The 14,619-nt window shown below is 61.5% G+C and carries 13 protein-coding genes and 7 tRNA genes; 3 read left to right on the top strand and 17 right to left on the bottom strand.

The window, feature by feature from the left end; all coding sequences use genetic code 11:
• Positions 1-17: 17 nt before the first annotated feature.
• From JET17_RS07865 to uvrB, 12 genes are all read right to left on the bottom strand, one after another.
• On the bottom strand, positions 18-989 hold the full coding sequence (locus tag JET17_RS07865; RefSeq protein ID WP_012313452.1) for a tRNA dihydrouridine synthase: 972 nt from the start codon (positions 987-989) through the stop codon (positions 18-20).
• 51 nt (positions 990-1,040) lie between these two features.
• The gene (locus tag JET17_RS07860; RefSeq protein ID WP_012313451.1) at positions 1,041-1,475 is read right to left on the bottom strand and encodes an acyl-CoA thioesterase; all 435 of its coding nucleotides are present in this window, start codon (positions 1,473-1,475) and stop codon (positions 1,041-1,043) included.
• 43 nt (positions 1,476-1,518) lie between these two features.
• Positions 1,519-2,352 carry an alpha/beta fold hydrolase gene (locus JET17_RS07855; RefSeq protein WP_012313450.1) on the bottom strand — a complete coding sequence of 278 codons (834 nt, stop codon included), beginning with the start codon at positions 2,350-2,352 and terminating at the stop codon, positions 1,519-1,521.
• A gap of 23 nt (positions 2,353-2,375) precedes the next feature.
• Complete coding sequence (locus JET17_RS07850) at positions 2,376-2,915, bottom strand: TetR/AcrR family transcriptional regulator (protein WP_012313449.1); 540 nt, start codon at positions 2,913-2,915, stop codon at positions 2,376-2,378.
• A gap of 168 nt (positions 2,916-3,083) precedes the next feature.
• Positions 3,084-3,159, bottom strand: a tRNA-Glu gene (locus JET17_RS07845).
• A 42-nt stretch (positions 3,160-3,201) separates the two neighbouring features.
• Positions 3,202-3,277, bottom strand: a tRNA-Ala gene (locus tag JET17_RS07840).
• Between the two features lie 65 nt (positions 3,278-3,342).
• A tRNA-Glu gene (locus tag JET17_RS07835) sits at positions 3,343-3,418 on the bottom strand.
• Positions 3,419-3,460: 42 nt separating this feature from the next.
• Positions 3,461-3,536: transfer RNA gene (locus JET17_RS07830), tRNA-Ala, on the bottom strand.
• 52 nt (positions 3,537-3,588) lie between these two features.
• Positions 3,589-3,664: transfer RNA gene (locus tag JET17_RS07825), tRNA-Glu, on the bottom strand.
• 72 nt (positions 3,665-3,736) lie between these two features.
• A tRNA-Ala gene (locus JET17_RS07820) sits at positions 3,737-3,812 on the bottom strand.
• Positions 3,813-4,058: 246 nt separating this feature from the next.
• Entirely contained in the window at positions 4,059-5,540 is a 1,482-nt protein-coding gene (gltX, locus tag JET17_RS07815) for a glutamate--tRNA ligase (protein WP_012313448.1), read from the bottom strand.
• A 145-nt stretch (positions 5,541-5,685) separates the two neighbouring features.
• Positions 5,686-7,701: an excinuclease ABC subunit UvrB gene (gene uvrB, locus JET17_RS07810; RefSeq protein ID WP_012313447.1), complete on the bottom strand. Its 2,016-nt coding sequence runs from the start codon at positions 7,699-7,701 to the stop codon at positions 5,686-5,688.
• Between the two features lie 287 nt (positions 7,702-7,988).
• Here uvrB and JET17_RS07805 point away from each other — a divergent pair, with 287 nt between their 5' ends.
• Both JET17_RS07805 and JET17_RS07800 read left to right on the top strand, forming a co-directional pair.
• Positions 7,989-9,185, top strand: a complete 1,197-nt coding sequence (locus JET17_RS07805) for an amino acid aminotransferase (protein ID WP_012313446.1) — start codon at positions 7,989-7,991, stop codon at positions 9,183-9,185.
• Between the two features lie 74 nt (positions 9,186-9,259).
• A tRNA-Asn gene (locus JET17_RS07800) sits at positions 9,260-9,335 on the top strand.
• 60 nt (positions 9,336-9,395) lie between these two features.
• On the opposite strand, the gene JET17_RS07795 is transcribed toward JET17_RS07800, so the two are convergent.
• The 4 genes from JET17_RS07795 to JET17_RS07780 form a co-directional block, all read right to left on the bottom strand.
• On the bottom strand, positions 9,396-9,956 hold the full coding sequence (locus JET17_RS07795) for a DUF1285 domain-containing protein (RefSeq protein ID WP_012313445.1): 561 nt from the start codon (positions 9,954-9,956) through the stop codon (positions 9,396-9,398).
• 10 nt (positions 9,957-9,966) lie between these two features.
• A complete protein-coding gene (locus JET17_RS07790) occupies positions 9,967-10,572 on the bottom strand; it encodes a DUF4823 domain-containing protein (protein WP_012313444.1) in 606 nt (201 codons plus the stop codon).
• A gap of 65 nt (positions 10,573-10,637) precedes the next feature.
• Entirely contained in the window at positions 10,638-11,606 is a 969-nt protein-coding gene (locus JET17_RS07785) for a GTP 3',8-cyclase MoaA (RefSeq protein ID WP_012313443.1), read from the bottom strand.
• A 107-nt stretch (positions 11,607-11,713) separates the two neighbouring features.
• A complete protein-coding gene (locus tag JET17_RS07780) occupies positions 11,714-12,349 on the bottom strand; it encodes a TetR/AcrR family transcriptional regulator (RefSeq protein WP_012313442.1) in 636 nt (211 codons plus the stop codon).
• Between the two features lie 71 nt (positions 12,350-12,420).
• Here JET17_RS07780 and JET17_RS07775 point away from each other — a divergent pair, with 71 nt between their 5' ends.
• Positions 12,421-13,554: an aminotransferase class V-fold PLP-dependent enzyme gene (locus tag JET17_RS07775; protein WP_012313441.1), complete on the top strand. Its 1,134-nt coding sequence runs from the start codon at positions 12,421-12,423 to the stop codon at positions 13,552-13,554.
• Positions 13,555-13,825: 271 nt separating this feature from the next.
• Here the strand turns inward: JET17_RS07775 and JET17_RS07770 are convergent, their stop codons facing one another.
• The gene (locus tag JET17_RS07770; RefSeq protein ID WP_012313440.1) at positions 13,826-14,608 is read right to left on the bottom strand and encodes a TatD family hydrolase; all 783 of its coding nucleotides are present in this window, start codon (positions 14,606-14,608) and stop codon (positions 13,826-13,828) included.
• Positions 14,609-14,619 lie beyond the last annotated feature (11 nt).

Genomic DNA, 14,619 nt, shown 5'->3' with positions numbered 1-14,619 from the left:
GCCCCAGGCAGAACTGATCACGCGACACACTCTTCGGATGCCTGCACCTCAACACCCAGCAACCGGCTGATCCGCTGACAGTCATCTTCCCTGCGCAGCTCGGCAAACAGCAGTACCGCCTCGGGATAACTACGCGTCAGCATCGCCAACCACTGTTTCATCCGCCCCGGTGCATAGCGCGGCGACAGCTTGGCTTGGGCCTGGCGCCAGAACTCGCGCAGCAAGGGCAACAACGCCTCCCAACTCATCGGCTGGTACTCACGCCCGTCTCGCGCAGCCGCAATCTGCAAGGCCAGGTCCGGCCGCGACACCAGCCCCCGCCCGAGCATGATGTCCTCTGCGCCGCTGACCTCGCGGCAACGCCGCCAGTCGTCTACGGTCCAGATCTCACCGTTGGCGAACACCGGCACCTTGACCACATCCTGAACCCGCGCCACCCACTCCCAGTGTGCAGGCGGCTTATAGCCCTCGACTTTGGTGCGCGCATGTACCACCAGGTGCGCCGAGCCGCCCTCAGCCAGCGCGGTAGCACAATCGAGCGCACCGTCCGGAGTGTCGAAGCCAAGACGCATCTTGGAGGTGACCGGGATGTGCGCCGGCACTGCACGCCGAACTTCACGCACGATGGCGTGCAGCAGTTCGGGCTCCTTGAGCAGCACTGCGCCGCCGCGTGACTTGTTCACGGTCTTGGCCGGGCAACCGAAATTAAGGTCAATCACCGGCGCACCCAGCTCACAGGCCAGGGCCGCGTTTTCGGCCAGGCAGACGGGATCCGAGCCCAGCAACTGCACACGCATGGGTACACCGGCAGCCGTGCGCGCACCCTTACGCAGTTCAGGCGCGAGCTTGTCGAAGGAAGAAGCAGGCAACAGGCGGTCGCACACGCGGATGAACTCGGTGACGCACCAATCGATGCCGCCCACTCGGGTCAGAACGTCGCGCAGGATGTTGTCGACCAGCCCCTCCATAGGGGCCAGGGCAATTTGCATTTCGAGGTCTCGGCGGGAAAAGCCGGCAGTCTAACAAAAAATGCCGGGGATTCAGGCGCCGATCAGCGCCGGACCATACCCGTCGATGAACTCCGCCGGCATTCGCCTGGGTTTGCCGCTGGACAATTCGATACAGGCAAAGGTGGTCTGCGCGCGCAGCAGCGTCACACCGTCACGCGGGCGCTTGAGCTGGAAGCGGCGGGTCATGCGCAGGCGCTGATCCCAGTCGATGATCCAGGTTGCCAGTTGCAACTCGTCATCTTCGTACGCAGCAGCGAGATAGTCGATTTCATGGCGCACCACCGCCATGGCCCGGTCCAGGCGCCGGTATTCGGCCAGGTCAAGCCCCAGGCGCTGGGAGTGGCGCCAGGCGCAACGCTCCAGCCACGTGACGTAGACCGCGTTGTTGGCGTGCCCGAGGCCGTCGATGTCCTCGCCGCCGACGCGCAGGTCGATGATGAATGGCGTTGCCAGGTCCCAACTCATGCCCGCTCCCAATGTCAGTGAACGGGCAGAGTGTATCGGATGTTCAAGCGCTTTGCCGGGCAGGCGCACTGACACGCGACAGTAATTCGAGCACCGCCTCGCTCACGCGCGGATCGGCGAGCACGCGCTGATGGCCGCCCTCCTCCAGCCGCAACAGGCGGCTGTCAAACCAGGCCTTGTGGATGATCTCGGCCTCACTGGCGGGCACCAAGCCATCATCGACGGCATGCACGACCAGCCCTGGCAGCTCCAACTGGTAGCCACTGACATCCAGGCGGTTGATCTGCATGCCGACGTCTTGTTCGACCTTACGGATGAACGCGGCCCTGGCTCGCGCCGGCAGGCCAAGGTGACGGGCGAAGCCTCGCAATACACCGAGCAGCTGGGCGGGGGCTGCAATACTCACCGCAGCCTCGGCCCGAAGCCCCATCTGCAGTGCTAACAAGACACTGGCACCGCCCATGGAATGGCCTATCACGGCACGCAACGGCGGCAGTTCGGCGGCAGCCTCCAGCAGCGCACGGGCAAACAGCACTACGTGCGCTTGCTGCCCAGGCGAACAGCCATGGGCAGGCCCCTCCAGAGAGACCACGGTGTGCCCGGCCTTCACCAAGGCTTCGATCAACGCGGCAAACTGGGTCGCACGCCCTTCCCAACCGTGCATCAGCAACACTGTCGGGCCTTGCCCCCAACGCAATGCCGACAGCCCAAAGCGCAGAGTGATACGCTCGGCACTCGCCAGCAATGGCAGCTCCCACTGCCTTGGCGGCAGGTTGCGCGGGGTCATGAAGGCCCGGCGCATCTTGCCGGCTACATGCTCTGGGGCCAGACGCCCCAGGGTGCCATTAACACCACGAATCCAGCTCAGGCTAGTCATCGCCTTGCTCCAGGGTCAGAAGCTTAGATAACCGCCGATTTGGCGGCACGCAGGATGCGGTCAGACAGCTCACCCGTGCCCAGGGCACGCGCCAGGGCCAGGCCACCTATCATCAGGGCCAGATCAGCCAGAGCCTTGTCGGCGTCTTCAGGGCGGTCAACCATCGCCGCAGTCATCAATTCGATGTGCTCGGCCAATACCTCGCGAAAAATATCTGGCAGGCGCTGCATCTCGCCGATCGAATTGGGCAGAGGACAGGCATGCACCTGGGCATCGCGGTGCTTGCGCGACAGGTAGAACGCGCTCACCAGTGCCCGCCGCCCTTCCCCGTCCAGGCCAGGATCAACTTGAGCCAGCAGGGCCCTGCGCTCGCTGAGCAATTGCCGAAATGCCTCCAGCATGAGCTCGTCCTTGCTGTCAAAGTGCGCATAGAAGCCTCCAACGGTAAGCCCTGCAGCCCCCATGACCTGGCTGACGCTTGGCTCGGCGGGACCGTGCTGGATCAACGCGCTTCGCGCAGCCTCAAGGATACGCTCGCGGGTTTTGGTCTTCTTGTCGCTCATGGCCGACTCACGATCAGAATATGATGATCGAAATATTATTCTCATAATATTTTTTGGCAAGCAGAATCGAGCACCGCCTGTCGGCGTACATTTTGATGGGAGGAAAAAACAAAAGGCCCATTCAATAATCGAATGAGCCTCTAAAGTCCCGCAAAACGCGGGTAAAAATGGCGTCCCCTAGGGGACTCGAACCCCTGTTACCGCCGTGAAAGGGCGGTGTCCTAGGCCACTAGACGAAGGGGACATAACCTTCGCGAAGATCCGCAAGTGCGAACCCTGGCTAAATTGGTGGAGCTAAGCGGGATCGAACCGCTGACCTCCTGCATGCCATGCAGGCGCTCTCCCAGCTGAGCTATAGCCCCGAAAACAAAAGGCTCATCCAATATGCGAATGAGCCTCTTTAAGTCCCGCAAAACGCGGGTAAAAGTGGCGTCCCCTAGGGGACTCGAACCCCTGTTACCGCCGTGAAAGGGCGGTGTCCTAGGCCACTAGACGAAGGGGACGTAACCTTCGCGAAGATTCGCTACTGCGAACCCTGGCTAAATTGGTGGAGCTAAGCGGGATCGAACCGCTGACCTCCTGCATGCCATGCAGGCGCTCTCCCAGCTGAGCTATAGCCCCGGATTTCTAGCCTCTCGGCCCAGCGACGGTTTAAACATCGCTTGTGCAAAACTGGCGTCCCCTAGGGGACTCGAACCCCTGTTACCGCCGTGAAAGGGCGGTGTCCTAGGCCACTAGACGAAGGGGACGAACCTTCTTACCTTCAAGACCCGGTTGCTGGACCCGGTCTTGCTTATCAGCCGAAGCTGTTAAGCGGAATTTGGTGGAGCTAAGCGGGATCGAACCGCTGACCTCCTGCATGCCATGCAGGCGCTCTCCCAGCTGAGCTATAGCCCCACAATGTCGCTCTGAACTGAATCACCGGCTGGGTGCCTGGCACTTCGTTTCGTTCATCGCTGTGGACGGGGCGCATATTAAGTTCGGATTGCAGGGCTGTCAAACGAAATTTTGAAATTATTCAAAAGTTTTTTCACAGATAACAACCACTTACCACCCTGCCCTGATTTGCGCACTCTGCTTTTGAGCACTTGAACCATTGCCAGCGGCATAGCCCGCTGGCAATGGCCCCGCGTCAAAGCCGCATCAGGCGATGTTGGCCAGCAGCTTTTCCCACTCTTTGTTTTCTTTCTTCGACACACCACCGAGCAGGTCCAGGGCTTGGCGCAGGCGATAGCGGGTAAGGTCAGGGCCGAGGATTTCCATGGCGTCGAGCACCGACACCGAGCTGGCCTGGCCGGTGATGGCGGCGAACATCAGCGGCATGGCGTCACGCAGCTTCAGCTCCAGCGCTTCGACCACTGCCTGGATGCAGCCGGTGATACGCTCTTTTTCCCACTGCCGAAGGCTTTCCAGTTTCCACAGGATCAACTGCATCACCTGGCGCACCTGGTCGGCGGAGAGTTTCTTGCTTTCGAACAGTTTGGCGTCGAGTTTGAGCGCGCCCTCGAAGAAGAAACCACCCAGCGGGGCGATCTGGCTGAAGGTTTCGACCCGTCCCTGTACGTGCGGGGCAATTTTCATCATGTAGTCACTGTTGAACGCCCACTTCTGCACGCGCGCAGCGAATTCTTCCACCGGCAGTTCACGCAGCCACTGGCCGTTGAGCCACGACAGCTTCTCGATGTCGAAGATCGGGCCGCCCAGAGAGATACGCGACAGGTCGAAGTGCTCGACCATTTCGGCGAGGGAGAACTTCTCGCGCTCGTCCGGCATCGACCAGCCCATGCGGCCGAGGTAGTTGAGCATGGCCTCAGGCATGAAGCCCATGCGCTCGTAGAAGGTCACCGAGGTCGGGTTCTTGCGCTTGGAGAGCTTGCTCTTGTCGGGGTTGCGCAGCAGCGGCATGTAGCACAGCTTGGGCTGCTCCCAGCCGAAGTATTCGTACAGTTTGATCAGCTTGGGTGCCGATGGCAGCCACTCTTCACCGCGCAATACGTGGGTGATGCCCATCAGGTGGTCGTCGACCACGTTGGCCAGGAAGTAGGTCGGCAGGCCGTCGTTCTTCATCAGCACCTGCATGTCCATGCGGTCCCATGGGATCTCGACATCGCCACGGAGCATGTCCGGGACCACGCAGATACCTTCGCTCGGTACCTTCATGCGGATCACATGGGGCTCGCCAGCGGCCAGGCGGCGCTGCACTTCCTCGTCGCTCAGCAGCAACGCGCGGCCATCGTAGCGCGGGGTTTCGCCACGGGCCATCTGCTCGGCGCGCATCTGCTCCAGCTCTTCGGCGGTGCAGAAGCAGTAGAACGCATGGCCGGCATCGACCAGCTGCTTGGCGTACCGGGCGTAGATCTCGCCGCGCTCGCTCTGCCGGTACGGGCCGTGCGGGCCGCCCACATCCGGGCCTTCGTTCCATTCGATGCCAAGCCAGCGCAGGGCGTCGAAGATCTGCTGCTCCGACTCGCGGGTCGAGCGCAACTGGTCGGTGTCCTCGATGCGCAGGATGAACTCACCGCCATGCTGCTTGGCGAAGCAGTAGTTGAACAGGGCGATGTAGGCGGTGCCGACATGGGGGTCGCCCGTGGGCGATGGCGCGATACGCGTGCGTACGGTGGTCATGGAGGTCTCGAACGAAAGATGAAACAAAGGCACGATGTTAGCAGGGTGCGGGCATCGCGCTCCAGCGCGGGAGGTGGGTTATTGGGCTATTGCACGCCTGGAGACCGCCAAGAACCACGCCTTCCCCCTAGGGCCGAACCAGGCTTCAACTGGTAATCAACCGCTCGCGCAGCTTGGTAATCTCGTCACGCAACTGCGCCGCCGCCTCGAATTCCAGGTCGCGGGCAAACTGCATCATTTTCTCTTCCAGTTGCTTGATGCGCTTGGTGATCTCGCCCGGCGTGCGCAGTTCGGCCTCGTAACGGGCGCTCTCCTCGGCGGCCTTGGCCATGCCCTTGCGCTTCTTGCTGCGCGACCCCGGCACGGTGGCGCCTTCCATGATATCGGTGATGTCCTTGACCACCCCCTTGGGCACGATGCCATTAGCTTGGTTGAAGGCGATCTGTTTCTCGCGGCGGCGCTCGGTTTCATCGATGGCACGCTGCATGGAGCCGGTTATCTGATCGGCATACAGAATCGCGCGGCCATTGAGGTTACGCGCGGCACGCCCGATGGTCTGGATGAGCGAGCGCTCGGAGCGCAGGAACCCTTCCTTGTCGGCGTCCAGGATCGCCACCAGTGACACCTCGGGCATGTCCAGACCCTCGCGCAGCAGGTTGATGCCCACCAATACATCAAAAGTGCCCAGGCGCAGGTCACGGATGATTTCGACCCGTTCCACGGTGTCGATGTCCGAGTGCAGGTAGCGCACCCGCACATCGTGATCGGCCAGGTAGTCGGAGAGATCCTCAGCCATGCGCTTGGTCAACGTGGTGGCCAGAACCCGCTCGCCCTGCTCCACGCGCTTGCGGATTTCCGACAGCAGGTCGTCGACCTGGGTCAGCGCCGGACGCACCTCGACCTGCGGGTCGACCAACCCGGTCGGACGCACCACCTGCTCGACCACGCGCCCGGCGTGCTCGGCCTCGTAAGGCCCGGGCGTTGCCGAGACAAAGATGGTCTGCGGGCTGACAGACTCCCACTCATCGAAGCGCATTGGCCGGTTGTCCAGGGCCGAAGGCAGGCGAAAGCCGTACTCGACCAGCGTTTCCTTGCGCGAGCGGTCGCCCTTGTACATTGCCCCGACCTGCGGAACGCTGACGTGGGATTCGTCGATCACCAGCAGCGCATCGTCCGGCAGGTAGTCGTAGAGGGTGGGCGGCGGTGCACCCGCCGGGCGTCCGGACAGGTAGCGCGAGTAGTTCTCGATGCCATTGCAGTAACCCAACTCGAGAATCATCTCCAGGTCGAAACGGGTACGCTGCTCCAGGCGCTGAGCCTCGACCAGCTTGTTGGCCTTGTGCAGGTACTCGAGGCGCTCCTTGAGTTCGTCCTTGATCCCCTCCACCGCCTCCAACAGGGTTTCCCGAGGGGTGACGTAATGGCTCTTGGGGTAGAAGGTGAAGCGCGGCAACTTGCGAAAGACTTCCCCAGTGAGCGGGTCGAACGCAGCGATGTTCTCCACCTCGTCGTCGAACAGCTCGATGCGGATGGCTTCAAGGTCCGATTCGGCCGGGAAGATATCGATGACGTCGCCACGCACGCGGAAGGTGGCGCGGGCAAAGTCCATCTCGTTGCGCGTGTACTGCAAATCGGCGAGGCGGCGTAACAGCGCGCGCTGGTCAAGCTTGTCGCCGCGATCGACGTGCAGGACCATCTTCAGGTAGGTCTCGGGGCTACCCAGGCCGTAGATGCACGAAACCGTGGTGACGATGATCGCATCGCGACGCTCCAGCAGCGCCTTGGTCGCAGACAGGCGCATCTGCTCGATATGATCGTTGATCGAAGCGTCCTTCTCGATGAAGGTGTCCGAGGAAGGCACGTAGGCTTCAGGCTGGTAATAGTCGTAATAGGAAACGAAATACTCGACGGCGTTGTTCGGAAAGAACGCCTTGAACTCGCCATACAACTGCGCGGCGAGGGTCTTGTTGGGCGCCAGCACCAGGGTCGGGCGCTGCACCTGCGCAATGACGTTGGCAATGCTGAAGGTCTTGCCCGAACCGGTTACACCCAGCAGGGTCTGGTGCGACAGGCCCGCCTCGATGCCCTCGACCATCTGGCGGATGGCCTCGGGCTGATCGCCGGCCGGCTGAAAACGGGTGACGAGCTGGAACTCGGACATGTCGGACCTCGCGGTAACGCAGCAACTGTAAATTTAGCCAGTAGTCTATACCCAAATGCGCCCGCCTGGGGCCGCATTCAAGGCAGCGGTGTGAACGCTCACTGCGGTGGACCCGGCAATTCGACCAATGGTTGAAAAAAATTTGCGCAAATAGCCGGAAAAGCTGCGCCACACTGTCGCAGTGACCGGTCGGTATCACTATACTGACTCCCCGTTTGTGCACCGCTTCAGTGCATTCGGCTGGAGCGTGTACGCCCTATCACTCTCCATTCAGAGCCAAGGTAACAATGAGCCTGTTTTCCGCTGTCGAGCTGGCACCCCGCGACCCCATTCTGGGCCTCAACGAAGCATTCAACGCCGATCCCCGTACCGACAAGGTCAACCTGGGTGTGGGTGTGTACTGCAATGAGGAAGGCCGCATTCCGCTGCTGCGCGCCGTGATCGAAGCCGAAACCCAGCGTGCCGCCCAGCATGCCTCACGCGGCTATCTGCCGATCGACGGCATCGCCACCTACGACCAGGCCGTGCAGAAACTGATCTTCGGCGCCGAGTCGCCACTGCTGGCCGCTGGCCGCGTGGTTACCGTGCAGGCAGTTGGCGGTACCGGTGCACTGAAGATCGGCGCCGACTTCCTCAAGCGCCTGTCGCCCGATGCCGTGGTCGCCATCAGCGACCCAAGCTGGGAAAACCACCGCGCCCTGTTTGAAACTGCCGGCTTCCCGGTACAGAACTACCGCTACTACGACGCCCCGAGCAACGACGTCAACCGCGCCGGCATGCTCGAAGACCTGAACAACCTGCCGCCTGGCTCGATCATCGTCCTGCACGCCTGCTGCCACAACCCGACAGGTGTCGACCTGGGCCTGGACGACTGGAAAAACGTTCTGGAAGTGGTCAAGGCCAAGGGCCACGTACCGTTCCTCGACATGGCCTACCAGGGCTTTGGCGAAGGCATCGGCGAAGACGCCTTTGCCGTGCGCCTGTTCGCCGAGTCGGGCCTGGACTTCTTCGTTTCCAGCTCGTTCTCCAAGTCGTTCTCGCTGTACGGCGAGCGCGTTGGCGCACTGTCGATCGTTACCGGCAACAAAGACGAAAGCACCCGCGTGCTGTCGCAAGTCAAACGCGTGATCCGTACCACCTACTCCAACCCGCCAACCCACGGCGCAACCATCGTCGCCACCGTGCTCAACAGTGCCGAACTGCGCCAGATGTGGGAAGCGGAGCTGGGTGAAATGCGCCAGCGCATCCACGGCATGCGCAAGCAGATGGTCGAACTGCTGGCCCAATACGGCGCCAAGCGCGACTTCAGCTTCGTCGGCCGTCAAGCGGGCATGTTCTCCTATTCGGGCCTGACCGTAGAGCAAGTGGCACGCCTGAAGAACGAGTTCGGCATCTACGCACTGGATACCGGCCGCATCGCCGTGGCCGCACTCAACCAGAGCAATATCCACGTGGTCACCAAAGCCATCGTAGAAGTGCTGTAACTGCTTGATTTGACTACCTGATTTGCTGGGGGCGGGTTGACTTGCCCCTGGCAATCGGTAAGATATGCGCAGATTCCGCGATAGCTCAGTCGGTAGAGCAAATGACTGTTAATCATTGGGTCCCTGGTTCGAGTCCAGGTCGCGGAGCCAAATACCGAAAACCTCCAGATGCGCAAGCACTGGAGGTTTTTTATTGCTACGCCGAAATATTCAGCAGTTGCGCCCGATGGGATAAAACTGCCCATGGCTCCAGACGCCCAGCCACTGCTCGCCAGCGATCTCACGAGGCACCGCCAGCTCGACCAGCTGGTAAAACACATTGCGATGGATCAACGCCTCTAGATTGCCGCGCATCAGCACATAAGGCGAAGGTTCCTGAGTGACAGGGTCAACCTCTACCCGCAGCGGATTGCCTGGCCCGGCCTCTACCTGATCCTCGACGTTGCTGGTAAAACTCAGTACCTGCTGCTCGCCTGTCCCCCGCACATCCAGCGTCACGGCAACGAACGGCGCATCGTCGACCCGAATACCCACTTTCTCCACCGGCGTGACCAGGAAGTAGGCGTCGCCATCCCGACGAATGATGGTGGAGAACAAGCGCACCATCGGCTTGCGCCCGATCGGCGTACCCAGGTAGTACCAGGTACCGTCACGGGCAATACGCATATCGATATCGCCACAGAAGTCCGGATTCCACAGATGCACCGGCGGCAGGCCCTTGTGTTTGGGTAACTGCGCCAGAAGATCATTGGCCTTGCCGGAATCTGTCATCACCCTGCCCTCACTCACTCATGCCCAGAAGGCTACGAGCGTACTCGCGCATCGGCGCTGCGAGCAAATCCTGCGGAGCATTGTCGTGGAACGTCAACAAACCGCCACGGCTTTTGATTCGCGCAGTGTCGATGAGGTAGCGGGTACTGGTTTCGATCAGCATCATCTGCACCACACCGGTGTCCCAGCCCAGGCGGTCGACAGCCTGCTCGTCATACCACTCATCGCCATTGCCGATACGGTCGTCGGTGCGGGCAAAACGGGTATACAGCACATAGTCGGCGCCGACCGAGCGGGCCTCGGCGATGGCCTCTTCGAGGCCCAGCGGGCCCTGGGCGCGCCGTACCAGCGGGAAATACTCGACGAAGCTCTTGAAGGCCTCCTCGGCAACCACGTTCTGCTTCGGTACTGGCCCTTTGCTTGGCGGCATGAAGGCGCCCTGGCCGATGAAGATGAACGAATCGGGCTGCAGGCGAATCGACAGCGTGCGGCGTGTGTCGCTGTGATCCAGCAGGCCGGCATCGCTCATGTGGTAACGGACGCCCTCGCCCATATCGCTGACATTCATGCAGCCGCCCAGCGCCATAAGCGCCAGCAGCAAGACCAGGCTACGCATCTTTCCTCCAGTGACCGGCGACGAAAAACCGGCGAATAGCCGGCGGATGCAGCTTTTGCGCCAGATCAGCCGCCGATCACCTTCATCACCATCACGTCACCGGAAAACGCCACCGCCTGTTTGTCGGCCAACGCCTTGACCAGCAACCGCTGCAGGGCTGGTAGCGCCTGATGACGAGGCTGCTCCAGCAGATCGCCGACAAAGTGACGGTTGCTCGACGACAGACATCCATGCAGCCAGCCGGTAGATGACAGGCGCAGGCGCGAACAGCTCCGGCAAAACGGTACGCTCTCGTTGGCGATCACGCCGAAATGGCCCTTGCCCGGTATCTGGTAACGCAACGCAGTGGCATCCAGCGGCGCATCGGCCCTCTCAAAGGCATGCGCGTGACCAATCAGGTCCAGCAACTGATCGAGCCCCACGAACTGCTGCAGGAATGCGTTGTGATCGCGGGCCAGATGACCCATGCGCATCAGCTCGATGAAACGCAGCTCGAAGCCTCGGGCCAGGCAGTAGTCGAGCATGGGCACAACCTGGTCCAGGTTCTGCCCACGCATGGGTACCATGTTGACCTTGATCTGCATGCCCCTGGCACTGGCCTGCTGCATGCCCGCGAGAACACTGGCCAGGTCGCCACCACGGGCGATTCGCCGAAATGCCTGGGGGTCGAGCGTATCGAGGGAGACATTCAAGCGACGGATGCCGGCCGCCTGCAACTGCGGCAACTTGCGCCCGAGCAACTGACCATTGGTAGTCAGGGTGATGTCCTGGAGCTCAAGCTTGGCCACTGCAGCCAAAAAAGCATTCAGCCTGGGGCTGACCAGTGGCTCACCGCCGGTAATACGCAAGCGCTCGATACCGGCGGCCTCGATCAGATAGGCCACCCCGCGGGCCAGCGCCTCGGCGGACAGCTCATCCTGCGCCGCAACCAGACGTTTGCCGTTGGGCACGCAGTAGCTGCAGGCATAGTTGCAGGCAGCCGTCAGGCTGACGCGCAGGTTGCGAAAACGCCTGCCTTGACGATCGACAATCATGAATGACTCCGGCATGGATGAAACGGGGCCGGCAAAACCTGACTCAAAATTCAGGTTTTTGCAAGCCCCCGTTCCACACCGAATTCAGCGAACCGGGACGGAGCGCTTCAGCTCGCGGGTTCCGGGTCACGCTTGCGCTTGTTGCCCATGCGCACGCCGATGTCCATGAGGAACTGGAAGAAACCTTCCTGGTCCTCAAGCACATTGCTCCAGAATGGCGAGTGGTAGAGCGCCACGGCACCGTGCACCAAGGCCCAGGCTGCGCAGTAATGGAAGTATGGCGGCACGTCTTCGAGCTTGCCTTCGCTGATGCGGCCCTTGATCAGCTGGGTCAGCCGATCGAAGTTGGAGGCACGGATGCTGTGCAGCTCCTCGACCATCTCCGGCACCTGGTTGCCCTTGACCACCTTTTCTTCCAGGCGATCGAACAACCGGTAACGCTGCGGGTCGCGCATGCGGAACTCGAAATAGGCGCGCGACAGCGCCTCTTTGTCGCGGTCGACATCGGCCGAATGCAACAGCGCATTCAGGTCACGCTCGTAGTCGAGCATCAGGCGCAGGTAGATCTCCGCCTTGGACTTGAAGTGCTTGTAGATCGTACCTTTGCCGATACCTACAGCGTCAGCGATCATCTCGACGGTGACACTGTCTTCACCCTGTTCGAGAAACAGCTTGAGCGCAGTATCGAGGATTTCCTGTTCGCGACGGCGAAACTCACGGACCTTACGAGGTTCTTTCTGCATGGGAAGGACTGGATGACATTGAAGCGGTTTATTATGCCTAACTTGCAGCAAATTGCACGGATCATCCAACCATGTCTATGTTTCACGATGAGTTCGACCAGGCTCCGGGGCTGCGCTACCTGAACCACGCGGCCATCGCCCCCTGGCCACGCAGGGCCAGCGAAGCCGTGTCGCGCTTTGCGCGGGAAAACGTGAACCTGGGCGCTAGTGACTACCCGGCATGGTTGGCCACCGAGCGACGCCTGCGTGAACGGCTTGCGCGCCTGCTCAACGCGCCCTCACGCGGCGATATCGCGCTGGTCAAGAACACTTCCGAGGCACTCTCGCTGGTGGCTTTCGGCCTGGACTGGCAGCCCGGCGACCAGGTGGTGATCAGCGACGAGGAGTTCCCTTCCAACCGGGTGGTCTGGGAAGCGCTGACCGATCGCGGCGTCGAGGTAGTTCAGGCAAGCCTCGCCGTAGCCGATCCGGAGGCTTCGCTACTCGGGGCCTGCAACCGGCGCACACGCCTGCTGGCTATCAGCGCCGTGCAGTTCGGCAGCGGCCTGCGCCTGGATCTGACACGCTTGGGCCAGGGGTGTCGGGCACGCAATGTACTGTTCTGCGTCGATGCCATTCAGCAGATTGGCGCCCTGCCTTTCGACGTGCAGCGCTATGAGTGTGATTTCGCCATGGCTGACGGCCACAAATGGATGCTGGGCCCTGAAGGCCTGGGGGTATTCTACTGCAGGGCCGCGTTGCGCCCGCAGCTAAGGCTCAACGCCTATGGCTGGCACATGCTGGATAATCTGGGTGACTTCGAACGCCGTCAGTGGCAGCCCGCCCGCAGCGCACGGCGGTTCGAATGCGGCAGCCCGAACATGCTGGGCGCTTGCGCGCTGGAGGCTAGCTTGTCGCTGCTCGAGGAAGTCGGCATGGACGAAGTTGCCCGACAATTGCAGCGACGCGTCGAGCAGTTGCATCAAGGGCTGGCGGGTATCGCCAGGGTCCAGTTGCATAGCCCGGATAGCCCGGAGCAACGGGCGGGAATTGTCACATTCAGTATTTCCGGCCAGAACAGCGCAGACATTCATCGCACCCTGACCGCAGAGCGGACGATCTGTGCTCTGCGAGGCCCAGGTGTGCGCTTTTCGCCGCACTTCTATACCAGTGAGCAGCTTATCGACGAAGCTGTGCAGCAAGTACGGCGCCTTGCCATGCGCTGAGGAAGGAAGCGGGCTCGGGCGTATTCCAAATCTGTTTAAAAAACGAACAATTGGCACTGGCACTGCGCCAAACCTGACCAATACTAGAAGTGTTGGCGCGGCGCATCCCCCCCAGTGGCGCGTCGATAAAGGTGCTCACGGACCGCGTACCTTTGTTTTACTCCTAATGGTCTTAACCCGGATTCCTCCCCCAGAACCCGGGTTTTTTTTGCCTGTATGACGAAGCTGGCCCGCTGGCAGCTTTGCAGCGCCGTTGAGATTGGCGCCCGACTCAGGCTACCCGGGCCAAAGGGAACAACCGCTTGAAGTTGTCGGTGGTTTGCCCGGCCAACTGCTGGTAGCTGACGCCGCGCAAGGACGCCACGTACTCGGCCACCTCTCGCACGTACTGCGGAAGGTTCGGCTTGCCACGGTAAGGAATCGGAGCCAGGTAAGGCGAATCGGTCTCCACCAGCAATCGATCGACCGGCACCTGTCGCGCCACCTCGCGCAACGCATCGGCATTGCGGAAGGTGACAATACCGGACAGCGAAATGTAGTAACCCAGGTCCAGGGCCGCCCTGGCCATCTCCCAGTCCTCGGTGAAGCAATGCAGCACACCGGCCTGCGGCAGGCTGGCCTCACGCAGCAGCGCCAAGGTGTCAGCTCTGGCTGCTCGCGTATGCACGATCACCGGTTTGCCAGTCTGGCGCGACGCCTCCAGGTGCAGGCGGAACGACGCCTGTTGCAGCTCGGCCGCCTCCGGCTCGTAGTGGTAGTCCAGCCCGGTTTCGCCAATCGCGACGACATGCGGGTGAGCCAGTTCGCGCAAGAGCCATTCCAGCGCCGGGGTCTCGCCGGGGGCCAGGTCAAGCGGGTGCACGCCCACCGAGCAGTCGACATCAGCGTACTGCTCGCTCAGCGCCTTCACTGCACCGGCATTTTCGGCACTGACACCGATGCACAGAAAATGCCCGACCCCGCGCTCGCGGGCCGCCTGCAGGGCGGCATCGAGGGAGCCCTGATGGGCACTGAGGTCAAGACGGTCGAGGTGGCAATGAGAATCTACGAGCATGGGAGACGTCA

The organism is Pseudomonas putida, from assembly GCF_016406145.1.
In the GTDB taxonomy this organism is placed as follows: domain Bacteria; phylum Pseudomonadota; class Gammaproteobacteria; order Pseudomonadales; family Pseudomonadaceae; genus Aquipseudomonas; species Aquipseudomonas putida_E.
This window is presented reverse-complemented; position numbering and strand designations above follow the sequence as displayed.

Bases quoted from the DNA above. Each gene is read 5' to 3' on its own strand.
- JET17_RS07790 (WP_012313444.1), bottom strand. From the start codon at position 10,572: ATGCGTAGCCTGGTCTTGCTGCTGGCGCTTATGGCGCTGGGCGGCTGC.
- uvrB (WP_012313447.1), bottom strand. From the start codon at position 7,701: ATGTCCGAGTTCCAGCTCGTCACCCGTTTTCAGCCGGCCGGCGATCAG.
- JET17_RS07855 (WP_012313450.1), bottom strand. From the start codon at position 2,352: ATGACTAGCCTGAGCTGGATTCGTGGTGTTAATGGCACCCTGGGGCGT.
- JET17_RS07865 (WP_012313452.1), bottom strand. From the start codon at position 989: ATGCAAATTGCCCTGGCCCCTATGGAGGGGCTGGTCGACAACATCCTG.
- JET17_RS07850 (WP_012313449.1), bottom strand. From the start codon at position 2,915: ATGAGCGACAAGAAGACCAAAACCCGCGAGCGTATCCTTGAGGCTGCG.
- JET17_RS07770 (WP_012313440.1), bottom strand. From the start codon at position 14,608: ATGCTCGTAGATTCTCATTGCCACCTCGACCGTCTTGACCTCAGTGCC.
- JET17_RS07805 (WP_012313446.1), top strand. From the start codon at position 7,989: ATGAGCCTGTTTTCCGCTGTCGAGCTGGCACCCCGCGACCCCATTCTG.
- JET17_RS07795 (WP_012313445.1), bottom strand. From the start codon at position 9,956: ATGACAGATTCCGGCAAGGCCAATGATCTTCTGGCGCAGTTACCCAAA.
- gltX (WP_012313448.1), bottom strand. From the start codon at position 5,540: ATGACCACCGTACGCACGCGTATCGCGCCATCGCCCACGGGCGACCCC.
- JET17_RS07860 (WP_012313451.1), bottom strand. From the start codon at position 1,475: ATGAGTTGGGACCTGGCAACGCCATTCATCATCGACCTGCGCGTCGGC.
- JET17_RS07785 (WP_012313443.1), bottom strand. From the start codon at position 11,606: ATGATTGTCGATCGTCAAGGCAGGCGTTTTCGCAACCTGCGCGTCAGC.
- JET17_RS07780 (WP_012313442.1), bottom strand. From the start codon at position 12,349: ATGCAGAAAGAACCTCGTAAGGTCCGTGAGTTTCGCCGTCGCGAACAG.
- JET17_RS07775 (WP_012313441.1), top strand. From the start codon at position 12,421: ATGTCTATGTTTCACGATGAGTTCGACCAGGCTCCGGGGCTGCGCTAC.